Raw genomic sequence first — 13425 nt, 5'->3', positions numbered from 1 at the left:
ACAAGCGCAACAACCCCCTATAAGGGTGTTGCGCTGTTGCGCCTGTTGCGCAACGTGCTTTGGCCTCTATATTATTTGATAGGAAATAGAAGATAGGCCATAGTTGTAATACATATGGCGGGTCAGAGAGGGGAATTGGCCGTGTCGACGTTATCGGAAGCAGAGTGGAAATTGCTTGAGGCTGGAACGCCAGATATCAAAACATCAGCGAGCGTGTTTGATGTTGCGAAGCGTGAGGGGCGAAGCTTTTTTATTTACGGGCTTGCCCGGTCAGCTCTGGCACGTAAGGGGCTGGTCGTTGCATATAGCGGCGGGTTCTATGTCTTGACGGCTGAAGGGGTCGAGGCTGTTCAGGACATGAAAACGTCGATTGTGTTCTAGCGTCGCGTGGCTCGCGAATAGAGCCACTTGACCAGAAGGCCGAACAAGAGCGGCACCGCGGCAAATGCCAGCACTCCTATGATCGCCAGCGACCCCAGTTTCAACAGCCCTGGCAGGAATAGGAACGCGACCAGTAGAATTGTGGCTATGGTTGCGAGGATGATCATACTTCCACCGTTACCGTTGTCATGAATTTTGAAGTGTCGACTGTCATGCCTTCAGGCGCGGCATTCGTTTTGAAATGCCCGTAGGGGAACAAGTCCCGGCGTACTCGCTTCAGTATGCCTAGAAACAAATCGCTATTGGCATATGCACCGTATTTGCGATGTTGGCGGAAGGCCTGCATGTCGCAGTGGTGGCGCTTAAATTCGGGGACGTAAATAATCAGGTTGCCCGTCTCCGAGCCGTCGGCGTTAAGTTCTGCGACGGCCTTTGTTTTGAAAGCTATGGTTGCCATGTTGGTCTCTCCTTAAATTTCGCGGGATCCGAGAAAGCCGCGCTCACCGTCACGCGCCAAGTAGAACGCTTGTCTAGCTGCGTGGGCTGCATCCAGCGCCGACATGACGGATTTAGGAACGTCAATTCCGCACTCAATCGCGCGGTACGCTCCCCAACGACCATCTGTGTAGTGCGGCTTGCACGCGGCGTCGAAAGCGGCGTCGGCGTCGTCTGCGATGACGCGGAGGGTTTTAAGATCAGCGGGCATGTTGTTCACTCCGTAAGTGATGGTCGTTGAATGATACAAATCACGCGCGGATGATTGCGTTATGCGGTCCGCAGTGGCGTCCGTGAGGGGTGATTGTCCAGTTTAGGGAGTTGTGGAAAACGCGCGGACGATCCAAAGCCAAGGCGCAACGGATTGCTCTTGCTTCCTTTGAACCTATCGAGTTTGATTTCATCCACACTGCATCAAATTGGTCTCTTAGCGCTTCACGTTCGGCGTCTAGCTGTTTACGGTTGCCTATTTTCATGTCGTTTACTCCGAAAGTGCTGGTCGTGTTATCAGACAAATTATTCGCGTTCGCCCGATGTATTTATGTGGTCGCCACGTAAGTAGATCTCCGTTGCGCTGCGCCATTTGTCGTCAGCGTTCGCCATTCCGCCTGGAAAGAAGCTGTCGACTTTGCGGACTTCGATCACGTTTTGAACAGTAGCGTTCAAGTGCTCAGCTAACGCGTCCGCGCTTTCCTTGCGTTCCCATACCACGATGCATTGTACAGGGCGGACGTTTGAGACTGTTACTGCATATAGGTTCACGTCGGTTACTCCGTTAATCGTTGGTCGTCATTTCTTATGTCGCTATGTGTAATACACATGAATATGACGTGTCAACAGGCAAATCATACAAATCATACAAAATGTCTGAAATGTGTGGTATACCCGCGCTTCGCATCACGGATTTTCGGGATGGGACAGATTTATAGTAAAGTGTTATAACATAACGGCAAAGGTAAGGTGGCACATGCCGAAGAAAAACGGCGGCTTAACGTCGATGGAAAGAGCCTTTGTGAAGGTGATGGCGGATACGAATAATGCTCCATACGCGGCGGCAAAAGCGGGTTATCGGCACCCCGACAGCAACGGTTCAGTTTTGATGAAGAAGCCAGCAATTGCAGAAAGCGTCCGAGAGAAAGCCCGGCAGCGGCTGCGCAATGAAGGCGCGGAAATAGGCGTTCGGGTGCTTATCGAGATCGCCACGGACGCAAAACAGCCCGCGGGCGCACGCACCACGGCCGCGACAAACCTTACGAAATTGTCGGGTATTGCGGTTGATGACGCCACGCAGGGCAAGGAATTGCACGAAATGACCGGCCAGGAGCTGGCAGCGTACCGCAACCAGCTCGAACGGCAGCGCCAGCTCATTGACAAGGCCATGTCCGACGCCGCAACGCCGATCATTGAAGGCGAGGTCAAAACGATCGATGAGCCTGAAAATGATGGTGCTTTCGGGTAGATATTTGCAAGGTGCTACCAAGCGAATAGGCTAAGTACTTGATAACACTGCAACTACCACTGTGTTAGAAACGTAGTGGCTTGCGAATAGTGGGGCTGCAAGGTGGCCCGGGGCGGCGTCGAAGGGTGGGGCCGCCCCCTGGCATCAGTCCGAACGACCCAACGCTGGCGCCACCCCACGCCCGCACAAATTTGCGCCGAAAATTACGATCCGGACATCACGTCCGTCGCGCCCGAACCAAATTTCACTTGCTTTCTGGCGTCGGGTTGATGTATGAAAAGGCGACAGATGAAATTGCGATCCAGGTGCTATGGGTTGGCGGGTGTCTCACCGAAGCCAACGTGTTAAATGCCCGTCCTTCTGAGGGTGAGACTACCATTAGGGGATCGCAGCCAATACCGCACATGGTGATCGGTGCTGTTCCGGGATAGCAGCCCAATTGCTAACCGATCACAGACAAGTGGCCCGGCTATGTGCGGGAACAAAGCAGAACGGCGGCGCTTAAAAAGCGATAGGTGACATAAGGCGAGCTTGCTGTGGTCACGTACAGGCACCGCCAAGTCGTTCTGATATTATCCGTATGGTGGTAGGCCACCGCGTATCGATAGTTGACTTCATCAGACAAACATCATACAAAACAGGCGTTCCTCCACAGGACAACTCCGTGATTTGGTCGTCACGAACGCAAAACCGCTGATCCATCCTCCCGGATCGGCGGTTTTTGTTTGCCCATATCGCGGACGTATGGCATAAGTCGGTCGACAAAACCGGCAACAGGCCAAAGGTACGGGCGATATGGCGGATCCCACGAAATATACTCCGACGTATAACTTCACCGCGTTCCAGACGCAGGCTCCGACGTCGCCAATGCCTGCGCCCCGGCTGGACGAACAGTTCGACAACATCTCGCAGTCCGTCAACCAGACCGTCGATGCGCTTGGCGACATCCGACGTTCAGACGGCCGGCTGAGAAATGGGATTGTCACCCCGGAAAGCCTGTCATCGGCGCTGAACATCGGTTTCACCATGGCCGGGCAGTGGACCGTTGGAGAGAGTTACAACGGCGGCGACGGTGTCGTCCATAATCAGAAATTCTACGTGGCCAACGTGGCAAATATCGCTACGCTAGCCAACGCACCGGATCTGGACGCTGCGACGTGGAGTTATCTGTTTTCGGTCGACGATCTGGTTGTTGCAGGCGCCCTCTCAATTCCGGTCGTTGCGGGCGTGGGTGATGGAACGACGAAGACGTTCACTCTGCCTGTTGCTCCCGCCAGCGTGAACAACGTTTTCGCCAAGGTTGGCGTGAATGTCCTCAGCGTGAACGCATATACCGTTTCCGGACCCTCGATTACACTGGCCACGGCACCGGCAATCGGCGTCGCTTATGAATTTCGCATTCTGTCGACGATTGCAGTGACTGAACTTGAACAGGCAGTCTATGACGCCCGGGACACTGCCATCGCCAAGGCCGCAGAAGCGGCCGCAAGTGCTTCGTCAGCGGCCGGATCGGCGTCTGCGGCGTCTGGAAGCGCGTCGGCGGCCGCATCCAGCGCCAACGCGGCCAATACCAGCAAAACTGATGCTGCGGCGTCAGCGTCGGCTGCTGCAGGAAGTGCTTCGGCGGCCGCTACCAGTGCCACGAATGCGTCGGGATCTGCCACATCGGCCGGAAACAGCGCCTCGGCCGCCGCTGGAAGTGCGTCGGCGGCTTCGACCAGTGCAACAAACGCCTCAAACAGCGCGACAAGCGCCGCATCCAGCCAGACGGCCGCCGCAAACAGCGCTTCGTCAGCTTCGACCAGCGCCACCAATGCATTGGCCAGCGAAAACGCGGCCGAGGACGCCGCTGATCGGGCGGAGGCCGCAGCTGCAGGTGTGGAGTTTCCGGTTTCTTATGCGCCGCAGACGTTGACGCTGGCGCAGCAGGGTCGGGCTCGCGCCAACATTGGAGCGGGTATCCTTGCCGGGTTTCGCAACAAGATCATCAATGGTGGCTTTGATCTTTGGCAACGGGGCAATAACATTGTTGCTACGTCTACAGGAGTTTACGCTGCGGATAGGTGGCGCATTGGTACTTTCACGACCGCATCACTCGGCACAGCCACGCCGGGCACCTCCGATGTTCCGGGCAACCCCACGAGTTATATTAAAATAACCAGGACGCAAGCCGCATCTGTTGTGAACTCGGTGATCCTCCAACGCATCGAAGATGTTAAGACCTTAGCAGGGATGGCTGCAACGCTGACTTTCTATGCGCAGCTTCCTTTGGGAAAGGTTTTGCGTGCGGGTATAACGCAGATTTTCGGGGATGCTGGCAGTGCGAGTGTAAACACGGCAGTCGGAAACTTCGTCGGTACTGGCGTTTGGGAAAAGTATCAATTCACTATCGATGTCCCTCCAGTGTTGGGGAAAACGGTAGGCGGCAACAGCTCCTTGCAAGTGTCGATTGATGAAACGGAGAATTTCTCCAGTTTCACTATTAATCTTGCCCGCGTCTCCTTAGTGGAAGGCGATGCCACCGCCGAAGAAGATCCGTTTTCGCCGCGTCACATTCATCAAGAGCTGGAGCTGTGTAGAAGGTACTATTACATCCCGACCGCTGGTACGAGCGCCATGTTTGCTTTGGGCTATGCTAGATCGGCTAGTGTTTTTAGAGCCTTGATGAGTTTCCCCATACAGATGCGCATCAGCACTCCTACCGTCATCAACAGCCCTGTCAGCGACATGGCCTTACATATTGGTGGGTTCTCAGGCTATGCTTCATCTGTGGCATTTACTGCGGGGTTCGCATCGCTCGTGATGGAGTTCACAGTTTCCGGTATAACACAAGGACATGGCGGCATGGTTGTGAAAGGTTCGGGATCAACCTTCATAGCTATTGACGCGGAGCTTTAAACTATGATCACAAGTGCGAAATACACAGAGTACGGCTCCATCATCGCAACCATCGACGGCGTTGAAATGACCGTGCCCGACGATATGGCAAACCGCCACCGCGCTATGCTTGTAGATTGGGAAGCGGAAGGGAATGTGATTACCCCATATACGGAACCAGGGCTGACGCCAGAAGAAAGGCGTGAGCGTATGCCAAACTTATCTGCGAGACAGCTTCGTCTGGGGCTTCTTCATCTTGGAAAGTTGGCCGACGTGCCGGTTGCCATCGCCGCGCTACCGGAGCCGGAACGTTCGCAGGCGCAAATCGAATGGGATTACGCCAGCGAATTTCGCCGCCTTCACCCTCTCATTGTCCAGCTTATCCCGATCCTCGACCTGACCGACGAGCAGGTCGATCCCGTGTGGGAGCAGTTCGCCACTGTATAGTTGCTCTTTTCGTGTCGGAAGTGTATGAAATAGCGACCGACAAACATGGATAGCCGACAATGGCCGCAAACAACTTCCAGTCCTGTCTTGCAGAAACCCTGAAATGGGAAGGTGGTTGGGCGGATCACCCCAAGGATCCGGGTGGGGCCACGATGAAGGGTATCACCCTTGCGACCTTCCGGAAATGGAAGCCCGGCGCGACGAAGACGCAGCTGCGCAACATTTCGCAGGACATGGTCGAGAAGATTTACAAGGCGGATTACTGGGTTCCGGTTCGCGGCGACACGCTGGCGAAAGGTGTGGATCTGGCTACGTTCGATTACGGCGTCAACTCCGGTCCTGCGACTGCGCGGAAGAAGCTGCAGCAGGTCGTCGGCGGTTCGGACGTCGACACGATCAAGAAACTCTGCAAGGCCAGACTGACTGTCTATCAGTCGTTAAAGACGTGGGTCACGTTCGGCAAGGGCTGGACGCGCCGCATTACGGCGATCGAGGCGAAAGCCGCGTCGTGGGCGTTGGCGGCCCAAAAGGTCGCGTCACCTCAGATAAACGAAACGCTGAAGAATGAAGCCAATCAGGCCAAAGCAACGGCGAAGAAGCAATCGGCTGGCGCGACCGGAACGGCAGCAAGTGGCGTCGGCGGTTATTCGGCCGCCAATCCTGACCAGATTGCCGCGTGGGTCGTCGCCGCGCTCATTATCGCAGCCATCGGCCTGGTCGGCTGGCTGATCTGGCGTTCACACGTCAACAAAAAGCGCTCCGAAGCCTACAATCTGGAGGCTGCGGCATGAGCAACGCCATTCTCGACACCATTCTGCAATCGGCCGTTCGTACCGGCTCCGGAATAGTCAAGGACATCATCACGGCGCAGCTCGGCCCAACGATTGGCGGCGTTGCCGGATCGGTGATCGACACAGTGGCCGAGAACATGGGCGTGACGCCGGCAGAAATCCCCTCTCAGCTTCCATCCGACATCGATCAGGCCGTCCGCGCGACGGACGATGACCCAGCCATTCTGAAGCTTTATCTGGAACAGCAAAAGACGACTGCCGATCTGCTGAAGGCCGAAATGGACAAGTCGGAAAGTCTGTGGACCTGGGCGTGGCGTCCAGCGTGGATGTGGTTCCTGATGTTCCTCTGGGCTTGGAACGTCGTTCTGGCGAACATGATCGCCGGGATAACCGGCGGGGTACTCACGATTGCACCATGGGAAGTGTTGGGCGCGATCACCGCGACTTACACGGCCATGTATCTGGGCGGGCATACAGTAAAGGCAACCTGGGGGCGGAAGTGAGCGAAGAGGCCGAGCCCATGCAGGTAAAAACGCCAAGCTTCAAATACGAAATCAACTTCAACACTGTTTTGATGGTGTTGGGTTTTGGCGCTACCATGACTGCGTGGGGCGTAACCTGGGGCTCCTTTACCTCGAATGTCAGGGCGATGGACGAGAAGTTCAGCTCGGAGATAGTTCGGCTCGATAAGCGGATTGATCAAGGCGTCGCCTATGAAGGCAAGAACGACGAGCGCAATCGGTCGATCGAATTAGACGTTCGTAAAATCGAAAATCTCACATACCGGATCACGGTCAATGAGCAGACGACGTCGACACTGGTAAAAGCGTCTGACGAAATGAAAACACTCATCACGACGGTTGCAACCGACGTGAAATATCTTCGCGAAGAAGCACAGCGAAACGCGAACAAGAATGGGCGGGGCCAGTAATGGGCCATCCGAACCATATCAACCCCAAGACTGGCAAACGCTACGGTTGGGTCGACCCCAACGCGTTGGAGCGGTCGCGTCGTGAGGTCGAGAAGCAGCTGCAGGTCGTAGCGCGCATGGAAGTTGCGGCGAAAGCCCGCGATGATCTGTTGCTGTACACGAAATTCACAATGCCGGATCCGCAGGCGCCGAACGATCACGAAAAATCGTCGTATAGGGACCAGAAGTTCCACCGTGCGGTCGCGCAGGACTTGCAGCGGTTGATCCGGGGCGAACTACTGAACGAAGATGGCTCCGTTTGCAATCAAGTCATTTTTTGTATGCCGCCACGTCATGGAAAGACGCAGCTCGGCACGAAAAGCCTATCTGCGTGGATCAGCGGCAACTATCCGCAATGGGATATCGCGGTCGCTTCGTACTCTGACACAATGGCCGAGGACATGGGTTCAGATACGCGCGCCATTCTCGGGACAACGCAGCACAAACAGGTCTTCCCTGATTACAGGCTGCGTCGCGGCGCCAACTCAAAAAGTAACATTCAGACCGAAAAGGGCGGTCGAATGGTGTTCGTTGGTCGCGGCGGCGCACTGACCGGTCGCGGCATGAACGTTGGCGTAGCGGACGACCTTTTCAAAGACCACGAAGAGGCCAGATCGCAGGCTATTCGCGATCAGGCATGGAACTGGTTCACTAAAGTTTTCATGACCCGCCGTATGGGGCGTAAGATTGTCATTCTGACGATGACCCGCTGGCATTCGGATGACGTTATCGGCCGCATTACGGATCCTGAGAACGCCCACTACAACGCTATCGAGGCGAAGAAGTGGAAGATTATCCGGCTGCCTGCTATCGCTGAAGACGACGATCCTTTGGGGCGCGAGCCTGGAACGGCGCTTTGGGAGCCAGACTACGGCGTCGATTTTCTTTTGAGCCAGCAACGTCTGGATCCGCTTGGCTTCGCAGCGCTCTATCAACAACGGCCGACGGCAGCTGACGGCGTTCTGTTTCGACGAGAAACGATCCAGTACTATACGCCCGACCAGTTGCCCGAGGATCTACGATTTTACTGTTCCTCTGACCATGCGGTTGGAACGAACCAGCGCAACGATCCGTCGTGTCTTTTGAAAGTCGGCGTCGATGCGCAGGACAACATTTACGTTATCGACGCTATCTGGAAGAAAATGCCCGCAGACGTAGCCGTCGAAGCGATGTTGCAGATGGCACGCGGGAACATGCGCCCTTTGATGTGGTGGGCCGAGCGCGGCCACATTTCCAAGTCCATCGGGCCATTTCTCCGAAAGCGAATGCTGGAGACGCGGACCTACATCAACCTGGTCGAGATGACCCCGAGTGTCGACAAAGAGCAGCGCGCGCAGTCAATCGCCGCTCGCGTCGCGATGGGTAAGGTACTTTTTCCAAAGAACGCCTTCTGGACTGAAAAGGCCGTCAATGAGCTGCTGGCATTCCCCAACGGAACGCATGACGATTTCGTCGACGCGCTAGCCTACATCGGCCTTGGGCTGAACAGTCAGTTCGGACCGAAGAAAGCCACTTCTCAGAAATCCACACCGAAGGTCGGTTCGTTTGCCTGGATGAAGGCCAATGACCGGCGAATTGCAGAACAGAAACGCGCCGCCGCGCAAGGAGGCTTTTGATGGCCGATGAAATCACGAATTTTGTAGGCGACGGCGATCCGGATATGATGCCGCAGGACACGCCAGCCGAGACAGCCGAGACGCCAGAAAGCGAGGCTGAAAGAAACCTGGTCAAGAGGATCCAGGCGACGATCAAGGCCGACAAGGATCATTTCAAGGATGATTTTGCGCAGATGCGCCGCGACATGTATGCCGCGAAGTACGGGCGCGTGCCGGACTATCCGAAGGAACATTACAAGGCCAATCTCGCCGGCCGCCACGTGAAGCAGAAGACCGCGGCGCTGTACGCCAAGAACCCGAAAGCCGTTGCCCGACGCCGAGACAGTCTGGACTTTGCGATTTGGGATGAAAACCCGCAGTCGTTACAGATGGCCATGCAGACGATATCGATGGCGCAGCAGATGCAAGGCGCTATACAGCCGCAGTTGGATCCAGCTACGGGGCAGATGATCTCACCTCCCATCCCGCCAGAAATCGAACAGGCTTTCACGGCTGCAACCGAACTGGTCGAGGATTTCCAGCAAGGCATGACGCGACGGACGACGATCCAGAAGATCGGCAAAACGCTGGAGATCCTGTTTGCGCAAGCCTTGCGTGAGCAAAAGCCGGTCGATTTCAAAACGGGCATGAAGAAAATGGTTCGCCGCGCCTGCACGACTGGCGTCGGTTATGTTGAACTGGGTTTTCAGCGCGAATATGGCCAGCGCCCGGCAATGGCCGAAAAGATGGCTGATTTTCGCGATCGTCTCGACCATCTTCGCAATCTGGCGACGCAAGTTGCTGATGGAACGATCACGGAAGACGATCCGGAAATAGCAGAACTTCAACACGCGATAGAAACGCTTCAAAACGAACCGGAAGTCCTGTTGCGCGAGGGGCTTATTGTCGATTTTCCGCAATCAACACGGGTCATTCCGGATAAACTGACGCGGGAGCTTGTAGGCTTTGTCGGCGCGCGCCACCTGACTATCGAATACCTGTTCACTGAAGACCAGGTGCGCGAGATGTTCGACGTCGATATCGGCAACAGTTACATCGGATATGCGCAGGACGGCAAGGCGAACACTTCGGAAAGCTCGGCCAACATTGTTCCTGACGATGATACATACGGCGATATGACGGAAGCGAAAGCGGTCGGTAAAGGCACCGGCTTGATCTGCGTCTGGAAGCACTACGACAAGCCAAGCGGGCAGGTCTACTATGTCGCGGATGGCTATCAGAAGTTCCTGCGCAAACCCGCTGCGCCTGACGTGTTCGTCGAGGATTTCTGGCCTGTTTACGCGCTCACCTTCAACGAAGTGGAAAGCGACGACAGCCCGTTCCCGCCGTCCGACGTATTTCTTATGATCGACCAGCAGATGGAGTACAACCGGTCGCGTCAGGGAATGCGCGAGCATCGTCAGGCCGCGCGTCCGCGGTGGGCCTATCAGAATGGGCTGTTGCAGGACGAGGATGTTGCCCGAATATCAACAGCCAAGCCTTTTGACGCCATCGCAATCGATCTTCCCGACGGGCAGGGTCTGAAAGACGTTCTGCAGCCCGTTCCGGTACCGGGGGTTGACCCTAACCTGTACGAAACCGGGCAGATATTCAGTGATATCGAGTTGACGGTTGGATCCTCCGAAGCGCAGTTCGGTGGTCTTTCGAAAGCGACAGCTACGGAAAGCGCCATTGCAGCAAACGCCTCCGCGTCGTCGGACAGCTCGGGCGTCGACGATCTCGACGCCTTCCTGACGATGGTGGCGCGCGCTGCGGGGCAGATTTTGCTTCGGGAGATGTCTGAAGAACAGGTCAAGGCTGTTGTCGGGATCGGAGCCGTATGGCCGCAGATGACACTTGCTGATATCGCCAACGAGCTGTTTCTGGAAGTCGAAGCGGGATCGTCAGGCAAGCCAAATCAGGCCGTCGAGATCCGCAACTGGAAAGAAATGCTGCCGTTCTTGCTACAGATGCCGAACATCTCGCCAATGTGGCTCGCGCGCGAAACCGTACGTCGCCTGGACGACAAGGCCGATCTTACGGAAGCACTGGCCGAAGGCACCATGTCGGTTATGGCCGCGAACAAGATGGCCCAGATCGGCACCGGCGATCCGGCGACCGATCCTAACTCCCAAGGCGAGCAAGGTGCCGACAATGCACCAACCCAGACGGAGCAGTCTGCAGGCAGCGAGCCGGCCTTTGGCAGCAATCAAGTGTAAGGCGTATGTCGACTGTATGTAAGACGTATGTTGATTTAGGCGCGAATACGTAATATGTTTCCGGCAACGATAGGAGAGATCATGCCGAAAGGTGAAGAGTTCATTGAAGATATGGATGACGTATCTTCTGTCGAGGACGAAGCAGACGGCGCGAACAGCGTTGAACAGTCTGCGAATGCGGTTTCGTCCACCGCAGCTGAAGACGTTAGCAACACGGTTGCCGACGATGATGCACTTTCGGTCGTTCGCGATGTCGTCGACCAGCATCAGGCGGAAACTGCGGCCTCGTCAGCCAACGATGAAGAAGTCGGTAACGGTACCGACGATCTGGAACCCAATGCGACGGATGACGAAGGTTTTTCCGACGTCCCGTTTAACAAACATCCACGTTTCCAGGAGCTGCTGCGGCAACGCAACGGCTACAAGGTAGACGCCGAACGTTATCAGAACGTCCAAGGCTTTATTGATCAGCACGGGTTACAGGCCGATGAGGCCGCAAACCTCCTGATCATCGGCGGACTGATGAAGACGAACCCGGCTGAAGCCTGGCGCATGATGCGGCCAGCTGTCGAGCGCGTCTTGATTGCGGCCGGTGAAGTGTTGCCTGACGACTTGAAGCAGATGGTGGAAGCCGGAGAAATGACCCGCGCTGCCGCCTTGGAAGTCAGTCGTTCTCGCGCGCAAGCACAATCGTACGGCGCACAGCGTCAGTTCGATCAACAGCGCGAACAGCAACGCAATCAGCGGGAAACTGCGGAAGCGATCGACAAAACGATCAGCACTTGGGAACTGGGCCGTCGTCAGCGGGATCCGAACTTCGAAGCCAAAATGCCTGCAATCCAGAAGGAGATTGCTTGGCTTCAGGCGACGGAAGGCAAGCCCAACACGCCGGAAGGCGTACAGGCGCAGCTCAATAAAGCTTACGCTGCTGTTTCGGCAGCGCCGGCCACCCCGCGCTCCAAGCCAACAATCCGACCCGTCAACGGAGGGCAGGCGAACGGAAACGTACGCCCCAAGTCTGGCTCAACCCTCGACATAATCAATGCCGAGATTGCCAAGCGAGGCGTTGCATCAAGGTAAGAGACGATGCCTTTTACTCCTGACGAAATCGCAAATATTAACAATTCGACCCTCGACACGTACATCGACAAAGGCAAGGTCTGGAAACAGGACGTTGCCAACAAGCCGATGCTGAAGGCGTTCAACGCCAAGGCTGGCAAGTTTGTCGGCGGCAAGGAAAACGTGTCGTTCGCAGTCGGCTCCGGTTACGGCGGTGGCTCGCTGCAGGGCTACACCGGCGACGATCAGCTTCGTCACTACAATCCTACCGGCACCAAGCGCGTGTACTTCCCTTGGAAGGAACACTACATCGGCAAGGTCATAACCATGACCGAACTGAAGAAGGACGGTATTGACGTCATTGAAAATGGCGCCGATCAGACCACGCGCGAAATGTCCGGTCGCGAAGCGCAGGCACTGGCCAATCTGTTCGATGAAAAGAACGAAAAGCTTGGCGCCGACTACGCCTTCTCGCTCGACAACCTGATCCACGAAGATGGCTCGGCCGACGCCAAATCGCTGGCCGGTATCCGCTCCTTCATTCTGGATGTGCCAGGCGTCGGTCTGACCGGTGGTTTGAACCGCGTCTCGAATGCCTGGTGGCGTAACCGCGCGGCTACCGCTGCCAACGGTACGGCAGGCGGGCAGGGCGCAATTACTTCAAGCACTGCTGACGGCGGCGCGCTCATTTCGTTCCTTCAAGCCGAGCATCGCCAGTTGGATATGTTCTCTCAGGGAACCACTGATCGTCGCTATTTCGCGGGATCTGATTTCATTGCAGCTTACGAAAAGGAACTGCGGGCCAACGGCAACTATTCTCAGACCGGTTGGTGGAAGCAGGGCCGTTCCGACGGTGCGATGGACGACGTAAAGTGGGGCGGTCATCCGATCGAGTACGACCCTACCATGGACCGTATGGGCCTCTCGAAGCGTCTGTACATTCTGGATATGGGCAAGACGGGCCTCCGTCTCCTGTATATGGATGGCCAGCGCATGAAGAAGCACAACCCTGCACGTCCATATGACCGCATGGTCATGTACGACGGTATCTCCATGACGGGCGTGATCGTTGCTAAGCAACTCAACACGTCCGGCGTGTATGATATCGCGTAAGACATCGGTCGACAGAAAG

14 protein-coding genes are annotated in these 13425 nt (G+C 55.9%); 11 read left to right on the top strand and 3 right to left on the bottom strand.

What is annotated here, in order from left to right:
• The first annotated feature begins 141 nt into the window (after window positions 1-141).
• The gene (locus MKS82_RS24035; RefSeq protein WP_240579393.1) at window positions 142-381 is read left to right on the top strand and encodes a hypothetical protein; all 240 of its coding nucleotides are present in this window, start codon (window positions 142-144) and stop codon (window positions 379-381) included.
• Here the strand turns inward: MKS82_RS24035 and MKS82_RS24030 are convergent.
• From MKS82_RS24030 to MKS82_RS24020, 3 genes are read right to left on the bottom strand one after another with little or no spacing between them, the layout of a single operon-like run.
• Complete coding sequence (locus tag MKS82_RS24030) at window positions 378-548, bottom strand: hypothetical protein (RefSeq protein ID WP_240579392.1); 171 nt, start codon at window positions 546-548, stop codon at window positions 378-380. The two genes, MKS82_RS24035 and MKS82_RS24030, sit on opposite strands and share 4 nt — an antisense overlap.
• Window positions 545-838, bottom strand: a complete 294-nt coding sequence (locus tag MKS82_RS24025; protein ID WP_240579391.1) for a hypothetical protein — start codon at window positions 836-838, stop codon at window positions 545-547. The genes MKS82_RS24030 and MKS82_RS24025 overlap by 4 nt, the downstream gene beginning before the upstream one ends.
• 12 nt (window positions 839-850) lie before the next feature.
• Complete coding sequence (locus MKS82_RS24020; RefSeq protein ID WP_240579390.1) at window positions 851-1087, bottom strand: hypothetical protein; 237 nt, start codon at window positions 1085-1087, stop codon at window positions 851-853.
• Window positions 1088-1843: 756 nt separating this feature from the next.
• On the opposite strand from MKS82_RS24020, the gene MKS82_RS24015 reads away from it, so the two are divergent.
• The 10 genes from MKS82_RS24015 (at window position 1844) to MKS82_RS23970 (ending at window position 13406) form a co-directional block, all read left to right on the top strand.
• A complete protein-coding gene (locus MKS82_RS24015) occupies window positions 1844-2335 on the top strand; it encodes a terminase small subunit (RefSeq protein WP_240579389.1) in 492 nt (163 codons plus the stop codon).
• Between the two features lie 795 nt (window positions 2336-3130).
• Window positions 3131-5233: a hypothetical protein gene (locus MKS82_RS24010; RefSeq protein WP_240579388.1), complete on the top strand. Its 2103-nt coding sequence runs from the start codon at window positions 3131-3133 to the stop codon at window positions 5231-5233.
• A 3-nt stretch (window positions 5234-5236) separates the two neighbouring features.
• The gene (locus tag MKS82_RS24005) at window positions 5237-5659 is read left to right on the top strand and encodes a hypothetical protein (protein WP_240579387.1); all 423 of its coding nucleotides are present in this window, start codon (window positions 5237-5239) and stop codon (window positions 5657-5659) included.
• Window positions 5660-5718: 59 nt separating this feature from the next.
• Window positions 5719-6450, top strand: coding sequence for a glycosyl hydrolase 108 family protein (locus MKS82_RS24000; protein WP_240579386.1), 732 nt, complete (start codon window positions 5719-5721; stop codon window positions 6448-6450).
• Window positions 6447-6953, top strand: a complete 507-nt coding sequence (locus MKS82_RS23995) for a hypothetical protein (RefSeq protein WP_240579385.1) — start codon at window positions 6447-6449, stop codon at window positions 6951-6953. Before MKS82_RS24000 ends, MKS82_RS23995 begins: the two co-directional genes overlap by 4 nt.
• Window positions 6950-7381: a hypothetical protein gene (locus MKS82_RS23990; protein WP_240579384.1), complete on the top strand. Its 432-nt coding sequence runs from the start codon at window positions 6950-6952 to the stop codon at window positions 7379-7381. The genes MKS82_RS23995 and MKS82_RS23990 overlap by 4 nt, the downstream gene beginning before the upstream one ends.
• Entirely contained in the window at window positions 7381-9036 is a 1656-nt protein-coding gene (terL, locus tag MKS82_RS23985; protein WP_240579383.1) for a phage terminase large subunit, read from the top strand. Before MKS82_RS23990 ends, terL begins: the two co-directional genes overlap by 1 nt.
• Window positions 9036-11234 (top strand): hypothetical protein, encoded by a 2199-nt coding sequence (locus MKS82_RS23980; RefSeq protein WP_240579382.1) that lies wholly within the window; start codon window positions 9036-9038, stop codon window positions 11232-11234. Before terL ends, MKS82_RS23980 begins: the two co-directional genes overlap by 1 nt.
• 81 nt (window positions 11235-11315) lie before the next feature.
• Window positions 11316-12314 (top strand): hypothetical protein, encoded by a 999-nt coding sequence (locus MKS82_RS23975; RefSeq protein ID WP_240579381.1) that lies wholly within the window; start codon window positions 11316-11318, stop codon window positions 12312-12314.
• A 6-nt stretch (window positions 12315-12320) separates the two neighbouring features.
• Entirely contained in the window at window positions 12321-13406 is a 1086-nt protein-coding gene (locus MKS82_RS23970) for a phage major capsid protein (protein WP_240579380.1), read from the top strand.
• The last annotated feature ends 19 nt before the right edge of the window (window positions 13407-13425 follow it).

Origin of the sequence: Ochrobactrum sp. A-1, assembly GCF_022488005.1 — a bacterium.
Taxonomy (GTDB): Bacteria; Pseudomonadota; Alphaproteobacteria; order Rhizobiales; family Rhizobiaceae; genus Brucella.
This window is presented reverse-complemented; position numbering and strand designations above follow the sequence as displayed.